Source organism: Luteimonas wenzhouensis, assembly GCF_007859305.1.
In the GTDB taxonomy this organism is placed as follows: domain Bacteria; phylum Pseudomonadota; class Gammaproteobacteria; order Xanthomonadales; family Xanthomonadaceae; genus Luteimonas; species Luteimonas wenzhouensis.
Genome location: NZ_VOHE01000017.1, coordinates 1 through 15851 on the forward strand (window position 1 = coordinate 1; position 15851 = coordinate 15851).

Consider the following 15851-nt stretch of genomic DNA (forward strand, 5'->3'; position numbering starts at 1 on the left):
GGGAGCCGCTCTACAAACGGGGTCAGTCAATGCTGCCCCAAGGAGCAAACGGCTTCCCCGGAAACCGATCCTGTCCGGCCAAATGCCGGACACCAGTAACGTACAAGGAGCGGCTTCAGCCGCGACCAGGCCCGCGCGACCCCGGCCAGCATCCAGGATCCCCGTAGGATCGGCTTCAGCCGCGACCGGCGCCATGCGGCCCCAACCAGCATCCAAATGCCCCGTAGGAGCGGCTTCAGCCGCGACCGGCGCCCACGATGCATGCCATGACAACGGGTCGCGGCTGAAGCCGCTCCTACAGGGGACACCCGGGGGGCGGTCAGCCCTCCAGCTCCCGTCGCAGCCACGCCCGCGCCATGCGCCAGTCCCGCTGCACGGTGCGCTCGGAGACCCCGAGCAGCGCGGCGCTCGCCCGTTCGCCCAGGCCGGCGAACACGCGCAGCACCACCACCTGCGCCTGCCGCGGCGCGATCGCCTCCAGTTCCGCCAGCGCCGCCGATACCGTGCCCGGCGCGGCAGAGGATTCCTCCGCCACGGCAGCCTCGTCCAGCGGCACGCACAGCTCGGCGGGCACGCGCTTGCCGGCATTGCGGCGGCGCGCCGCGTCCACCAGCACCTGGCGCATCGCCCGGACCGCCACGCCCAGCAGGTGGCGGCGATCCGCCAGCTCGGGGAGCCGGCCGGCGCCGAACAGCCGCAGGAAGCCTTCGTTCACCAGCTCCGTCGGCCCCAGCGTGCGCTCGCCGTACTCGGCGGCCAGCTGCTCCCGGGCCAGCCGATGCAGCGCGTCGTACATGGCGGACATGACCCGCGCCAGCGCCTCCGGATCCCCGGCGTGCACCGCCGGGAGCAGGCCGGTCACGTCCACCGCATCACTGGCGCCCGGTTCCTGTCGGGCCACGGCCCTGGCTGCCCTGGCAGTCATCCGCACTGCGTGCCTCCCGCCGCACTGCCGGTCCGGCACAAGCCGTCGGCGCTGGCCCGGCGCAGGCCGGACGCCGCGACGTCCGCATGCCGCGCCGCCGTGTCCAGCGCCGCGCGGAAACGGTCGGCCGCTTCCGCGTCCGCCCCCCGCGCCAGGGCGATGTCGCCGAGCACGTTGAGCGCCCGGATGCGCCCGTTCACTGCCCAGGCCGCACCGGTCCCGGCGCGCGCCTCCATCCTCTCAAGCCACGGCTGCAGCAACCGCTCCGCCTCCTCCGCACGGCCCAGCCGCTGGTATTGCGCGGCCAGCAGCGACAGCACGTTGAGATGGAAGTCCGGCGCAACGTCCGCGAACCCCCTGGCGATCTCCTCGCCGCGCACGAGCATCGCCAGCGCCTCCTCGCCCTGCCCCATCTGCGCCAGCGCCCTGCCCGCATAGGTGTACAGGGCCCCCAGCCCGGGCGTGGGCCGGTCGTTCATGCGCTCGTAGTCCGCGATCTGTTCGCGATACGCCCTGACCGCGCCCGCGGGGTCGCTGCGGATCCGCGCCAGGCTGTCGGTGAAGCGGTAATAGATCAGCGCCGGATCCTCGGGGCCGTACATGTCCTTCGCGATCGCCAGCGCGCGCCCGGCGTGGCGCGCGGCAACCGCGTCCTCGCCGGCGGCCACCTCGACCATCGACAGCACCGCCAGGGCCTGGATCAGCAGCTCGCGGTCGCTGCCCGGCGCGGTCTCCAGCCCGGCCACGATGCCCACCAGTTCATCGCGCAGCGCGGGCAGCGGCGTGTCGCCGACCGTCAGGTGGTCGTAGAGGAGATTGATCCGCACGCGGAGGATCTCCGTGTCGGCGGCCCCGGCCCGTCGCAGCAGTTCGATCGCTTCGCGGCCGGCATCGATCGCCGACGCGGTGTCCAACGCCATCGAATACGCGCGCCGCAAGGCCGCCTTGGCCCTGCCGCGTTCGAGCATCGGCGCGCCCGCCTGCGCCAGCAGCGCGTCGGCCTCGCGCAGCAGCGGGATCGCCCGGTGCCCCATGTCCAGCGCCGTGTACCCGCGGCCGATGGACAGCAGCAGCGCGGCGTGGGTCGCCGGCGCCAGCGCCGGGCCCGAACGCAGCCGCTCCACCCCCAGGTCCAGCGCTTCGGCCACCGTGATCCGGTTGCCGCGGGTACGGCTGGGGTCGGCGTCTTCGAACAGCCCCTGCATGAACTCCACCATGGCCTGGGCCCGGTCGCGTTCGCGCTGCGCGGCCCGCAGCTGTTCCTCGCGTGCGGCGGCGAATCCCGCCAGCAGCGCCACGAACGCCACGCCCACGGCCACGCCGGCCCTGTGCCGGCCCACAAAGCGCCGCAGCCGGTACCACCAGCGCCCGCGCCGCGCATGCACCGGGCGCGAGGCGAGGAACCTGCGCAGGTCCGCCGCCAGTTCCGCCACGGACGCATAACGGTCGCCCGGCGCGGTGCGCATCGCCTTCATCACGATCGCGTCCACGTCCTCCGGCACCGCCCTCTTCCGACCGGGGGCGCGACCCGGCGGCGCAGGCTCGCCCGACAGGATCGCGTGGCCCATCGCCAGCGGCGCGGCCGAGGCGGGGAACGGCCGGACGCCGCTGACCAGCTCGTACAGCACCACGCCCAGCTGCCAGACGTCGCTGGCCGTGCTCAGCGGCTCGTTGCGGATCTGCTCGGGACTGGCGTAGGACAGGGTCAGGGCGTGGTGCGCGGTGCCGGTGGGCGCATCGGCAGCGCCGTCCAGCAGGCGGGCGATGCCGAAATCCAGGAGCCTCGGCTCGCCGCCGGCATCGACCAGGATGTTGGAAGGCTTCAGGTCGCGGTGGATCACCAGGTGCCGGTGTGCGTACTCCACCGCGTCGCATACCTTCAGGAACAGGCGCAACCGCTCCGCCAGCGGCAACGCACGGGCATCGCACCAGCGGTCGATGCGCTCGCCCTCCACGTATTCCATCGCAAGGAACGGGCGTCCGTCCTGCAGCCGGCCGGCATCCAGCAGGCGGGCGATGTGCCGGTGCGACAGCCGCGCCAGGATGCGGGCCTCGGACGCCAGCCGGCGCGCCGCGTCCGCCTCCGGCCAGGCGCCCGGGTGGAGCAGCTTCAGGGCCACCTGCTGGTTGCCACCGGCGAAACGGCGCTCGGCCAGGTACACCGCGCCCATGCCGCCACGGCCCAGCAGGTGCAGCAGCCGGTAGTCGCTGCCGGCGGCGGCCTCGATGACGGCGCCGCTCAGGTCCTGCGGCGGCGGGGGCGCCGGATCCTCCTCCTGCGTGGCCCGCAACAGCCACTCGACCTCGGCGCGCAGCGCGTCGTCACCGGCGCACTCGCGCGCGACCAGGGCCTCGCGCGCGGCCTCGTCCAGCCCGTCCGTCGCCTCCACGATGGCGACGGCCCGCCGGTAACGCGTCCGTCCGTCCACCACCCAGGTTCGTCCTCCCCCTGTGCAATCGCGGCCAAGTATAGGCAAGGTGCCCGGCCCCGGATGGCGGGTTTCGGCGCCGTCCTGCGCATTGAGTCAGAGGTCACGGGGACATGCGCCCCGATCCCGATCCCCGTTTGCAGGACTTGCCATGAACCGCATCTATCGTCTCGTCTTCAACCGCGCTCTGGGCCTGATCCAGGTGGCCCCGGAAACCGCCCGCGCGCGTGCAGGTACAGCAGCGCAGGCCGGCCGCATCGGCCGCAGAAGCGCGGTCGGCATCGCGCCGCTGTCGCTGCTGGCGCTGGGCCTGATGATGGCGGCGTCGACCGTGCGGGCGGACTCTTGCGATTGGCACGGGGACGCGCAGGATGGTGACTGGTTCAACCCGGACAATTGGTATTGTCACGAAAGCGGCCACAGTCGTGTTCCCACGTCCGATGACCACGTAAGTATCGATCGTCCTGATGACGACGTCGCCATCGACGGCGCACGTGCCGAAAGCGCTGGCCTCCATCTTGGAGGCGGGCAATTGACGATCCGCAATGGCGGCACCCTGCAGACCGGCACCGCCGGCTATCACAATATCGGCTGGAACCTCGATCCGGCCACGCTCACCGTCACCGGCAGCGGCTCGGCCTGGAATGTCGCAGGCGGCCTCATCCGCGTTGGACGCAATTCCAGCGGCACGCTGGTCCTGCGCGAGGGCGGTGCGCTCAACGCCGGCAACAGCACGCTCGTGCTGGGAGAAAGCGAGGCATATAACGCGACGCCCGGTCTGGGCACCCTGGTGATCGGCGCCGCAGCCGGCGAGCAGGCCGTGGCGCCCGGCACGATCGAGGTCGCCGCCATCGAGATGGGCCGCCAGAACGGCAGCGCCGAGGCGGCCGGCCGGATCGTGTTCAACCACACCGACACCAGCGGCGCCTACACGTTCGCCACCAATATCACAGGCACCGGCGCCATCGAGCACTATGCCGGCACCACCGTCCTGAGCGGCACCAACACCTACACCGGCGGCACCCACCTGCTCGGCGGCACGCTGTCGGTGTCGTCCGACTCCGCGCTGGGCGCGCCCTCCAGTGCGCTGCATTTCGACGGCGGCACGCTGCAGGTGACCGGCAGGGATTTCGGCGCCACCACGCGCGCGATCACCCTGGGCGAAGGCGGCGGCGGCTTCGACATCGCCGATGCCAGCCACCGCTTCACGCTGGCGCAGGACATCACCGGAGACGGCGCCCTGGTCAAGCACGGCGCCGGCACGCTGGTGCTCACCGGCAGCAACGACCACGCGGGCGGCACGCGCATCGAGGGCGGGAGGCTGGTCGGCCATGCCGGCAGCTTCGGCAGCGGCGGGATCGAGATCGGCACCGGCGCCTTCCTGCGCCTCGACCAGGCCACGGACGCCATCCTGTCCAGCCAGGTCTCCGGCACCGGCCACATGATCAAGGAAGGCGCCGGCACCCTGGCCCTCGATGGTGGCGAGCACCGCCTGGACAACCTGTACCTCGGACGCTACGAGTCGGTGGGAACCTGGGCGCCGGTGGACGACGGCGGCACCCTCCAGCTGCGCGATGGCGCCACGCTGCAGGCCACGGGCGGGCTGTACATGAACCGGGTGCGCACCCGCGTCACGCTGGAACTGCTCGGCGAAGGCACCAGCGCCACGTTCGGCGCCAGCGCGCTGATCGGGGACACCGGCAGCGAGGCCCGGGTGGTGATCCGCGACGGCGCCCGCCTCGAGAACGGCATCGCCGTCGTCGGCAACCGGAACGACTCGCAGGGCTTCGTCACCGTCACCGGAGAAGCTTCCCTCTGGCGCAGCAACGAATTCCTGCATGTCGGTGGCAACGGCCAGTCCGGCAGCGGCAGCCTGCGGGTAGAGCACGGTGGCCGGGTGGAGAGCGGCATCGTGCGGCTGGGATACGGGTCCGGCGCCACGGGCGACGCGGTGGTCACCGGCGCTGGCAGCCGCTGGGACACGCAAGGCGAGATCCGGCTGGGCGAGGCCGGCAACGGTACCCTGCTCATCGACGACGGCGCGGTGGTCACCTCCCGCGTCGGTACCAGCCTGGCCACCGGGCACATCGCGTCCTACAACGCTCCGTCTTCCCGCGGCAGCGCCACCATCCGCAACGGCGGCGCCTGGATCCATGAAGGCGGGGTCGTGGTCGGCCAGTACGAAGGCAGCGAAGGCAGCCTCACCCTGGCCAGCGGCGGTCGCGTGCAGACGGGCACGGGAACGGGCGGCGCAGCCGAACGGAACATGATCCGGCTGGCCGGCCATGCAGGCTCCCGCGGCACGCTCAACATCGGCGCTGCCTTCGGAGAGACTGCCGAGGCCGCCGGCATCCTCGACAGCGAACGGGTGGAGTTCGGTGCCGGCGAGGCGACGCTGGTGTTCAACCACACGGACGACATTGCCTTCGGCGCCGTACTCCTGAGCACCGATACCGGCACGCACGCCCTGCACCACCTCGCCGGTACCACCACCCTGGCCGGCGACAGCTCGGGCTTTGCCGGCGCCACCACGGTGGCGGGCGGCACGTTGCTGGTCGATGGCGCGCTTGGCGGCCACATCACGGTGCAGGACGGCGGTACGCTCGGCGGCAGCGGCACGGTCGCCGACACCCGCGTGCGGGCCGGTGGCACGCTCTCGGCGGGCAACAGCCCGGGCACGCTGCAGGTGGATGGCGACCTGGCGCTGGAAGCCGGTTCGCGCGCCGTGTTCGAGCTCAACAGCCCCGGCGTGGCCGGTGGAACGGGGGCCCGCGGCAACGACCTGGTGGAGGTGGCCGGCGATCTGTCGCTGGATGGCCAGCTCGACGCCCGGGTAGCCGCGGCCGGCCATTACCGCCTGTTCCATTACGGCGGCGCCCTGACCGGCACGTTCGCCGGAGGCACGGTGACCGGCACCGCGGGCTTCCAGGCCGCGTCCGGCAACCCCGACCTGCGCTACGACGTGGCCGGACAGGTCAACCTGGTGGTCCTGGGCGCCGGCCAGACGATGCAGTTCTGGGATGGCGGCGACACCGCCGGCAACGGCACCGTGGATGGCGGTGACGGCCTCTGGCAGGGCTTCGGAACCAACTGGACCGACGCCGACGGCACTGCCAATGCCGGCTGGGGCGGTTCGGTGGGCGTGTTCGCCGGCACCGCGGGCACGGTGACCGTGCAGGACACGCAACGGTTCGACACCCTGCAGTTCTCCACCGACGGATACCGGATCGAGGGCGACGCCCTGCGCATGGCGGCGACCGCGGGCGGCAGCTTCAACGTCGATGCCGGGGTGACGGCCACGGTGGCCTCGCGCATCGAGGACGGCGCCGGCAGCGTGCTGCGCAAGGCCGGTGGCGGCACGCTGGTGCTGGAAGGCGACAACGCCTACACCGGCGGCACCCACCTGCTCGGCGGCACGCTGTCGGTGGCCTCCGATGCGGCCCTGGGCGCGGGCGCCGGTGCGCTGCATTTCGACGGCGGCATGCTGCAGGTGACCGGCAGGGTTTTCGACGCCACCACGCGCGCCATCACCCTGGGCGATGGCGGCGGCGGCTTCGACATCGCCGATGCCGGCCACCGCTTCACGCTGGCGCAGGACATCGCCGGCGACGGCGCCCTGGTCAAGGACGGCGCCGGCACCCTGGTGCTGGAAGGCGACAACGCCTACACCGGCGGCACCCGGGTCCTGGCCGGCACCCTGGTCGGCAGCGCCGGCGCGATCGCCGGCGACCTGCACAACGGCGGCACCGTGGTCTTCGAGCAGGAGGACGACGCCGTGTTCGCCGGCGCGATCGCCGGACTCGGCGACACCGGCGGCGGCATGGTCAAGCGCGGCGCCGGGTTGCTGGAACTGGCCGGGCATTCGACGCTGGCCTGGACCGTGGAAGCCGGGACATTGGCCGCGTCCGCGCAACGGTTCACGGGCGACCTCGCGATCGCGGGCGGCGCCGGCTTCCGCTTCGACCAGGAGGCCGACGGCACCTACGCCGGCACCCTCTCCGGCGACGGGGCGTTGCGCAAGCAAGGCGCTGGCGGCCTGACCCTGGCTGGCGACAGCTCCGGCTTCACCGGCACCACCACGGTGTCCGCCGGCACGCTGCGGGTCGACGGCATGCTTGGCGGCCGCGTCTCGGTGGAGGACGGCGCCACGCTCGGCGGCGCCGGCACGGTCGGAGGCGACGTGACGGTGTCCGGCGGCACGCTGTCGGGCGAACAGGGCCAGACCCTGGAGATCGGCGGCGACCTGGCCCTGGATGCCGGCAGCCGGGTGGCGGCGGCCCTCGGCGCGTCCGGCGCGAGCGCGCTGTTCCGGGTCGACGGCGACCTGTCCCTGGATGGCACGCTGGACATCACCGATGCCGGCGGGTTCGGCGCCGGCATCTACCGGCTGTTCGACTACGGCGGCACGCTTGGCGGCAACGGGCTGGCGTTCGGGGAGATGCCGGACGGCGCCGATCCGGGACGCCTGCTCCTGCAGACCGCGGTCGCGGGCCAGGTCAACCTGGTGTCCGCGGTCGGCGCACGGCTGGTGTTCTGGGACGGCGGCGACCCGGCCCGGCACGACAATGGCGCGGTCGATGGCGGAAGCGGCCGCTGGCAGGCGGGCGGCCGCAACTGGACCGATGCCAACGGCATCGTCAACGGCCCGTTGTCGCCGGTGCCGGCATTCGCCGTGTTCCAGGGCGAAGCCGGGGTGGTCACGGTGGATGCGCCCGTCGCCGGCATGCCGCTGGCCGGGCTGCAGTTCGCGACGGATGGCTACCGCGTGGAAGGCGATGCCCTGCGGCTGGAGGGCATCGATGGCCGCAGCGTCGTCCGGGTGGGCAACGGCGGCAGCGACGGCGCGGGGTTCACGGCCTTCCTGTCCTCTGCCCTGCACGGCGACGCCACCCTGGTGAAGACGGACCTGGGCACGCTGGTGCTGGAAGGCGACAACGCCTACACCGGCGGCACGCGGATCGAGGGCGGCACGCTGTCGGTGTCTTCCGACTCCGCGCTGGGCGCGACATCCGGAGACATCGTGTTGGCCGGCGGTGCGCTCCACGCCGCAGAGAGCTTCGACAGTGGCCGCGCGCTGACGCTGGAGTCGGACGGCCGCATCGCAACCGCCCGCGACGCCACCCTGACCCTGTCCGGATCCATCGGCGGCGACGGCGTCCTGGTCAAGGACGGCGCCGGCACGCTGGTGCTCACCGGCACGAACCGCTACCGGGGAGGCACCCGGGTCGAGGCCGGGGCACTGGTCGGCCATGCCGCCGGCTTCGGCGATGGCGACATCCGGGTGGACGACGGCGCTTCCCTGCGCTTCGACCAGCACACGACGGCGTCGCTCGCCGCTGCCCTCTCCGGTGCAGGCGACATCGTCAAGGAAGGCGAAGGCGGCCTGGGCCTGACCGGCAACAGCGCCGGCTTCACCGGCACCACCACGGTGTCCGCCGGCACGCTGCGGGTCGACGGCCTGCTCGGCGGCCGCGTCACGGTGCAGGACGGCGCCACGCTCGGCGGCGCCGGCACGGTCGGCGACACTACGGTGCAGGCGGGCGCCACCCTCGCCCCGGGCAATTCGATCGGTACCCTGCGGATCGATGGCGACCTGGTCTTCCAGGCCGGTGCGCGCTACGAGGTCGAGGTCGATCCGGCGGGCACCGGCAGCGACCTGGTCGAGGTGACCGGAACCGCCTCGCTCCAGGGCGGCAGCGTGGTCCACATCGGAGCCAATGGCGGGTACCGCCTCCGCTCGACCTATCGCATCCTCTCGGCGGGATCGCTGCAGGGCACCTTCGACACCGTCAGCTCCGACTTCGCCTTCCTGGCCCCGGAACTGGCCTACGACCACCAGGCCGGCACGGTGGACCTGACGCTCGTGCGCAACGACCGCGACTTCGCCTCGGTGGCGTCGACCCGCAACCAGAAGGCCACCGCGGCCGGCATCGAGAGCATCGGGGTCGAGGCCGGCCATGCGGTCCATGACGCGATCGCGCAGATGCCCGACGACGCCGCGCTGATCCGCGCCGGCTTCGACGCGCTCTCGGGCGAAGCGCATGCCTCGGCCCGCGCGCTCCTGCTGGACGATGCCGGCTGGCTGGCGGACGCGGTCACGCGGCGCCACGCGGGCGCGGCCGCGACGGGCGAACTGACCCCGGCCACCACGCTCTGGCTGGATGCCGGCGGTGGCCAGGCCCGAACCGGCAGCGACGGCAACGGGGCCCGCTGGCAGGGCAACGCCCACGGACTGGCGGTGGGCGCGGACGTCGAGGTCGGCCCGGGCCGGATCGGCCTGGCCGCCGGCAAGCGCCGCACCAACCAGCAGGTCAGCGACCGGAGCTCCCGGAACCGCATCGACAGCCGCCACCTGGCGCTCCACGCGGCCGCGACGCTCGGGCCGGTGCAGCTCGCCGGCGGCGTTGCCCGCGGCAGGTACACGCTGGAACTGGACCGCCGGGTGGCGCTCGCCGAGATCGACGAAACGCTGGCGTCGTCGTCCGACGCCGAGGCCGATGTGCTGTTCCTGGAAGCCAGTCTGGCCGAGCCTGCCCGCGGCGTGGCCCCCTGGCTGGGCATCCGCCAGGTCCGCCTCGACAGCGACCCGGCCCGGGAGTCCGGCGGCAGCGCCGCGCTGTCGGTGGCCGGGGGACGCCACGACCTGGGCAGCGCCACGCTGGGGGTGCTGGCCGACCGCCGGCTTGGCGATGGAAGCCGGCTGCAGGCCCGCCTGGGCTGGCGCCACGCCTGGGGCGACCTCACGCCATGGGCCACGGTCGCGTTCGATGCCGGCGATGCGTTCACGGTGTACGCCCCGGCCATGGCCCGCAACAGCCTGGTCTACGCCCTGGACCTGGGGCTGGCCACCGGCCCGCGCAGCCGTCTTGCCCTGGGCATGGCCGGCCAGGCCGGCGACGGCAGCCGCGCGTGGGGCGCGCAGCTGCAGTGGCAGGCGACGTTCTAGGGCCGCGTGGACCAGGTCGATCCTGGTCCTCGACCACCGCGACGACGCGCACGCCCGCGCGATCGTCGCCGCATCGGGCGGCGGGCCGACCGTCCGGCCCGCCCGGCGATGGACGAACGTGGCGGGTCAGCCCTGCAGCGCCAGCGCCGCCATGTGCCGGCGGTAGTGGCGCAGTTCCCCGATCGAGTCGTGCACGTCGCTCAGCGCGGTGTGCGCGGAGGCCTTGCGCACGCCGGCCAGCACCTGCGGCGCCCAGCGCCGGGCCAGTTCCTTGAGCGTGCTCACGTCCAGGTTGCGGTAGTGGAAATAGCGCTCGAGCTGCGGCATCTGCCGGTGCAGGAAGCGACGGTCCTGGCAGATCGAGTTGCCGCACATGGGCGACTGCCCAGCCTCGACCCACTCGCGCAGGAAGGCGATGGTCCGGGCCTCGGCCTCGGCCATCGACACGCCCTCCTCCAGCACCCGCCGCCACAGGCCGGACTTGCCGTGCTGGTTGCGGTTCCACTCGTCCATCGACTCCAGCGCCGACAGTGGATGGGCGATGGCCAGGCTCGGCCCTTCGGCGAGCACGTTGAGTTCGGAGTCGGTGACCACGGTGGCGATCTCGAGGATCGAGTCGCGGTCGGTGTCGAGCCCGGTCATTTCCAGGTCGATCCAGACGAGGCGGCCGTGGCCGCCGGGAAGGTCGTTCGCTGCCATGCGCTCGCGGTCGCTGCCGGGACACGGCATGATAACCCGCGCCCCCGCCTGCCCCGACCCTGATGCCGTCGAACGCCTCCCTGGCCCACTACGCGATCCTGACCGCGATGCTCGCGCCCGCGTTCTTCCTGACCGCGACCGCCGCGCTGCTGACCTCGGCCAACGCGCGCCTGGCGCGGATCATCGATCGCGCCCGCGTGCTGCTCCGGGACCTCGCCGCCTGCTCCGATCCCGAGACCCGCGCCCTGCTCGAGCAGCGGATCGTGGTCCAGCGCCGGCGCAGCGTGATCATCCTGCACGCCAGCCAGCTGCTGTACGTGGCGATCAGCTGCTTCGTCGCCACCAGCCTGCTGGTGGCCGGCGATGCGTTCTTCGACCACGTCTTCGGTCCGCTGCCCACGATCATGGCCGCGCTCGGGGTGCTGGCCATGTTCGGATCGAGCCTGCTGCTGGCCAGCGAGGCCTCGATGGCGGTGAAGGCGGTGAACGACGAGATGGACGACGGCCACCGTTTCGCCAACCGCCCCGCCCTCGCCGCCTTCATCGCCGGCGATGCGGCGAAGAAGCACGGACGCGACGGCGACAGCGCCGGCTAGAGCGGCGGCTTGCCGCGCTTGGCGCGGAAGTAATTGCTGAGCCGGCGCCCGGCTTCCTCGCCCAGCACGCCACCCGTCACCTCGACCCGGTGGTTGTGGCGCGGGTCGCCCAACAGGTCGAATACGCTGCCGCAGGCGCCGGTCTTGGGATCGGCCGCGCCGTACACCAGCCGCGCGATGCGCGCGTGCACCAGCGCCATGGCGCACATCGCGCACGGTTCCAGGGTCACGTACAGCGTGCAGCCGAGCAGGCGGTAGTTGCCGAGCCGGCGTCCGGCCTCGCGCAGGGCCAGGATCTCGGCGTGGGCGCTGGGGTCGTGGTCGCCGATGTTGCGGTTCCAGCCCTGGCCCAGCACCTCGCCTTGCGCCGACACCAGCACCGCGCCGACGGGGATCTCGTCGTCCTCGCGCGCCGCGCGCTCGCCCAGCTCCAGCGCCAGGCGCATGAAGCGCTCGTCCGCGGCCGGGTCCACCGGCAGCGGCGCCGGCTCGCGCGCGTCGAGCAGCTTCCACATGATCCGCGTCGGCGCCAGGCCACCGAGCGGCTTGTAGGCGTACTCGGGGATGTCGCCGGTGGTGCGGTAGCCGAGGCGGCGGTAGAAGCCGGACGGGCCGTCGACCAGCGAGGCATCGAGCGTGAGCAGCCTGCGCCCGCGCGCGCGTGCCGCGTCCTCGAGCGCCGCGACCAGGGCCGCGCCCACGCCCGCGCCGCGCGCCGCGTGCGAGGTCATCACCTTGGTCAGCTCGGCGCGGTGCGGCTGGCTGGGCGCGGACACCAGCACCAGCGAACCCGTCCCCAGCAGCGTGCCCTCGCGCCAGGCGCACAGGACGATGCGCCCGCCCTGCGCCACCTCGCGCAGCGAGGCCTCCCAGAACGCGCGCGCCTGGGCCGGATCGAGCGGATGCATGAACCCGACCGAGCCGTTGCCGGCCACGGTCTCGACCAGCAGCGCGGCCAGCGCCTCGACGTCCGCCGGCGTGGCCGGGACGATCCGCAGCGGGGACGCCTCGCCCTGCATCACCAGCGCTGGTGGACGTGCGGGCGGATGTCCTCGTCGTAGATCCGCTGCACCGCCTCCATGGTCGAGGCCGGCAGCGGCGGCAGCCCGGCGGCGGCGATGTTGGCCAGCGCCTGCTGCGGATTCTTCGCGCCCGGGATCACCACCGACACCGCCTCGTCCATCAGGATCCAGCGCAGCGCCAGCTGGGCCAGGGTCGCGCCTTCGGGCACCAGCGGGCGCAGCTTCTCCACCGCGGCCAGGCCGACCTCGTAGGGCACGCCGGAGAAGGTCTCGCCCACGTCGAAGGCCTCGCCGTGGCGGTTGAAGCGGCGGTGGTCGTCCTCGGCGAAGGTGGTGTCCGGGCCGAACTTGCCGGTCAGCAGGCCGCTGGCCAGCGGCACGCGCACGATCACCGCCACGTTGCGGCGCTGCGCCTGCCGGAAGAACAGCTCCGCCGGGCGCTGCCGGAACATGTTGAAGATGATCTGCACGCTGGCCACGCCCGGGTACTCGATGGCCTTGAGGGCCTCCTCCACCCGCTCGACGCTGACGCCGTAGTGGCGGATCTTGCCCTGCTCCACCAGGCGCTCCATCGCCTCGAAGATCTCCGGGTGGTAGTAGGCGTCGGTCGGCGGGCAGTGCAGCTGCACCAGGTCCAGCGTGTCGGCCTCCAGGTTGCGCAGGCTGCGCTCGATCCAGGCCGACAGGTTCTGTGCGGTGTACCCCTCCACCACCTGCTTCGGCAGGCGGCGGCCGGCCTTGGTGGCCACGAACGGGCGCGGGCCGCCGCGCTCCTTCAGCACGCGGGCGATCAGCCGCTCGGAATGGCCGTCGCCGTACACGTCGGCGGTGTCGATGAAGTCCAGGCCCGCGTCCAGCGCGGCGTGCAGGGCCGCCATGGACTCGGCATCGTCGGTCCGGCCCCAGGCGCCGCCGATGGCCCAGGCGCCAAAGCCGATCTCGCCGACCTGGCGGCCGGTACGTCCGAACACTCTCTTTTGCATGGGAACCTCTCGGGGGAAGGCAGACGCGCGGGCGCCGGCGGACACCGGCGGGGCCTGCCGCCGGGCCATGATGCAGCACCGGGCCGGTGCCACCCAAGCCGGCGGGGCGGCCCGCGGACCGCCTCAGCCCGCGGGCCGGCAACGGAGCAGCACCACGCCGGAGCCGAAACGCTCCGCCGACACGGTGCGGAAGGCCTGGCCCGCCCACAGGGGCGGCAGCCGCGGGCCGCGCGTGGCAAACAGCGGCTGCAGGAGGATGTGCACCTCGTCGAGCATTCCCGCCGCGGCCAGCGAAGCGGCCAGTCCGGGGCTGCCAAACAGGACCACGCTCCCGCCGATGCCGGCCAGCGTGGCGCGCAGTGCCTCCAGGCCGGCGACCCGGGTAGTGCCGGGCCAGGCCGTGGCCGGTTCGCGGCCGGACACGACGATCCGGGGTTTTGCATCCAGCACCCGGGCCAGCTCCAGCACCTCCGCCGGCAGGTCGCGACGGTGCAGCGCCCGTGGCCAGAAGGCGGCGAACAGCTCGTACGTGGCCCGGCCCAGCAGCAGCGCCGCGGCCGAGCGCGCCAGCGCGGCGGCATAGCGGTGGTGTTCGGCGTCGGCGACCACGTCCCCGTGGTGGCAGGTGCCGGAGAGCGTGGCGTTGATCGAGCAGATGATGCGGGGCATGGCGCGGACTCCGTCGGAGCTCACTCCCCCGGCAGGACGATCCAACGGCCGGGCGGTCGACACGGTGACCGCGCCGCCCGCGGGCCACACCGCCCGGCAAGCCGCTAGGATGTGGAGGCAGTCATGGCGCCGGCACGGGGCCGCGCCCTGCGCCGGGGAAGCACGCATGCCGCCAGAGGGAATGATGCACGCGATGGTCCTGCACCGGCCGGGTCAGCCGCTGGTGCGGGAGACACGGCCGCTGCCCGCGCCCGGGCCGGGACAGGTGCGGCTGCGCGTGCTGGCCTGCGCCGTCTGCCGCACCGACCTGCACGTGGTGGACGGCGAACTGCCCCACCCCGCCCTGCCGCTGGTGCCCGGGCACGAGATCGTCGGCGAGGTCGACGCCACCGGTCCCGGCGTGCACGGCCTGCACCCCGGCCAGCGCGTGGGCGTGGGCTGGCTGGGCCAGACCTGCGGCCACTGCGCCTACTGCGCCGCCGACCGCGAGAACCTGTGCGATGCCCCCGGCTTCACCGGCTACACCCGCGACGGCGGCTTCGCCACCCACGCCATCGCCGACGCCGCGTTCTGCCTGCCGCTGCCGGCGGACGCGGACCCCGTCCACACCGCCCCGCTGATGTGCGCCGGCCTGATCGGCTGGCGCGCGCTCAAGGCGGCCGGCCCCGGACGCGACCTCGGCCTGTACGGCTTCGGCGCCGCCGCCCACCTGATCGCCCAGGTCGCGATCCGCCAGGGCCGCTGCGTGCATGCCTTCACCCGCCCGGGCGACACCCGTGCGCAGGACTTCGCCCGCTCCCTCGGCGCCACCTGGGCCGGCGACTCCGACCGCCTGCCCGACCGCCCGCTGGACGCCGCCATCCTGTTCGCCCCCGTCGGCGACCTCGTCCCCCGCGCCCTCGCCGCCGTCCGCAAGGGCGGCCGCGTCGTCTGCGGCGGCATCCACATGACCGACATCCCCGCTTTTCCGTACAGCCTGCTGTGGGAGGAACGCGAGCTGGTGTCGGTGGCCAACCTCACGCGGGCGGATGGGCGCGAGTTCCTGGGGCTTGCAACGCGCGAGCCGCTGCGGGTGCATGCGGTGCCCTATCCGTTGGCCTCCGCCAACGAGGCCTTGGCTGATCTGCGCGAGGGGCGGCTAAGCGGGGCTGCGGTACTACGACCATGACCAGAGCGGCCTGCCCGGAAACTGGTCGCATACAATTTCGGTCGTCGGCGACAAGAGCTCGAAGCGATGCTCCAGCCCCACCTGATGCGCAAGGTGAAGCGCAACCCACCTACGAATATGCAGCCCGCCAGAAGCCGCTGATTCTGGAAGGCAAGCCATGACCAAATCTGGAAGGTAACCCGTGCCATTGACCCTGCCCCAACTGGAGCGCCACCTCTTCAAAGCCGCCGACATCCTGCGCGGCAAGATGGATGCCTCCGAGTTCAAGGAGTACATCTTCGGAATGCTGAATCGCCCCGGCTTCTCCGGAGGCCATTTCGTTTGAGTCACGCCGCGATGGCGTGACCCGTGTTGCCAGCGTAGTACGCCGCCTCCGCTTCTGCCGGGGGTATGTTGCCGATCGACCCCAGCAGT

The 15851-nt window shown here is 73.0% G+C and carries 10 protein-coding genes and 1 pseudogene; 4 read left to right on the forward strand and 7 right to left on the reverse strand.

The features are described from left to right. Positions 1-319: 319 nt before the first annotated feature. Complete coding sequence (locus FQY79_RS15225; protein WP_246123157.1) at positions 320-862, reverse strand: ECF-type sigma factor; 543 nt, start codon at positions 860-862, stop codon at positions 320-322. Positions 863-921: 59 nt separating this feature from the next. Then, complete coding sequence (locus FQY79_RS15230) at positions 922-3354, reverse strand: serine/threonine-protein kinase (protein ID WP_146313751.1); 2433 nt, start codon at positions 3352-3354, stop codon at positions 922-924. 151 nt (positions 3355-3505) lie between these two features. Here FQY79_RS15230 and FQY79_RS15825 point away from each other — a divergent pair, with 151 nt between their 5' ends. After that, a complete protein-coding gene (locus tag FQY79_RS15825; protein ID WP_146313752.1) occupies positions 3506-10300 on the forward strand; it encodes an autotransporter-associated beta strand repeat-containing protein in 6795 nt (2264 codons plus the stop codon). A 126-nt stretch (positions 10301-10426) separates the two neighbouring features. Here FQY79_RS15825 and orn read toward each other — a convergent pair whose 3' ends face one another. Beyond that, on the reverse strand, positions 10427-10999 hold the full coding sequence (gene orn, locus FQY79_RS15240; protein WP_146313754.1) for an oligoribonuclease: 573 nt from the start codon (positions 10997-10999) through the stop codon (positions 10427-10429). Positions 11000-11061: 62 nt separating this feature from the next. Between orn and FQY79_RS15245 the strand changes: the two genes are divergently transcribed. Next, positions 11062-11595: a DUF2721 domain-containing protein gene (locus tag FQY79_RS15245; protein WP_146313756.1), complete on the forward strand. Its 534-nt coding sequence runs from the start codon at positions 11062-11064 to the stop codon at positions 11593-11595. On the opposite strand, the gene tadA is transcribed toward FQY79_RS15245, so the two are convergent. The 4 genes and pseudogenes from tadA to FQY79_RS15260 all read right to left on the reverse strand — a co-directional run bounded on the left by tadA (position 11592) and on the right by FQY79_RS15260 (position 14269). Continuing rightward, positions 11592-12110 carry a tRNA adenosine(34) deaminase TadA gene (tadA, locus tag FQY79_RS15765; RefSeq protein ID WP_246123161.1) on the reverse strand — a complete coding sequence of 173 codons (519 nt, stop codon included), beginning with the start codon at positions 12108-12110 and terminating at the stop codon, positions 11592-11594. The genes FQY79_RS15245 and tadA overlap by 4 nt on opposite strands. A gap of 63 nt (positions 12111-12173) precedes the next feature. Then, positions 12174-12614 (reverse strand): annotated as a pseudogene (locus FQY79_RS15770) (N-acetyltransferase family protein); the annotation flags it as partial. Beyond that, a complete protein-coding gene (locus FQY79_RS15255; protein WP_246123158.1) occupies positions 12614-13588 on the reverse strand; it encodes an aldo/keto reductase in 975 nt (324 codons plus the stop codon). The gene FQY79_RS15255 and the pseudogene FQY79_RS15770, both read right to left, overlap by 1 nt. Before the next feature lie 135 nt (positions 13589-13723). Next, complete coding sequence (locus FQY79_RS15260) at positions 13724-14269, reverse strand: dihydrofolate reductase family protein (protein ID WP_027073245.1); 546 nt, start codon at positions 14267-14269, stop codon at positions 13724-13726. 166 nt (positions 14270-14435) lie between these two features. Between FQY79_RS15260 and FQY79_RS15265 the strand changes: the two genes are divergently transcribed. Continuing rightward, a complete protein-coding gene (locus FQY79_RS15265; RefSeq protein WP_246123159.1) occupies positions 14436-15437 on the forward strand; it encodes a zinc-dependent alcohol dehydrogenase family protein in 1002 nt (333 codons plus the stop codon). Positions 15438-15618: 181 nt separating this feature from the next. Beyond that, positions 15619-15762 carry a type I restriction-modification system subunit M N-terminal domain-containing protein gene (locus FQY79_RS15270; protein ID WP_222434304.1) on the forward strand — a complete coding sequence of 48 codons (144 nt, stop codon included), beginning with the start codon at positions 15619-15621 and terminating at the stop codon, positions 15760-15762. The last annotated feature ends 89 nt before the right edge of the window (positions 15763-15851 follow it).

Excerpts from the sequence above, each read along its gene's own strand:
- FQY79_RS15265 (WP_246123159.1), top strand. The coding sequence starts at position 14,436 with ATGCCGCCAGAGGGAATGATGCACGCGATGGTCCTGCACCGGCCGGGT.
- FQY79_RS15825 (WP_146313752.1), top strand. The coding sequence starts at position 3,506 with ATGAACCGCATCTATCGTCTCGTCTTCAACCGCGCTCTGGGCCTGATC.
- orn (WP_146313754.1), bottom strand. The coding sequence starts at position 10,999 with ATGGCAGCGAACGACCTTCCCGGCGGCCACGGCCGCCTCGTCTGGATC.
- FQY79_RS15245 (WP_146313756.1), top strand. The coding sequence starts at position 11,062 with ATGCCGTCGAACGCCTCCCTGGCCCACTACGCGATCCTGACCGCGATG.
- FQY79_RS15260 (WP_027073245.1), bottom strand. The coding sequence starts at position 14,269 with ATGCCCCGCATCATCTGCTCGATCAACGCCACGCTCTCCGGCACCTGC.
- tadA (WP_246123161.1), bottom strand. The coding sequence starts at position 12,110 with ATGTGGAAGCTGCTCGACGCGCGCGAGCCGGCGCCGCTGCCGGTGGAC.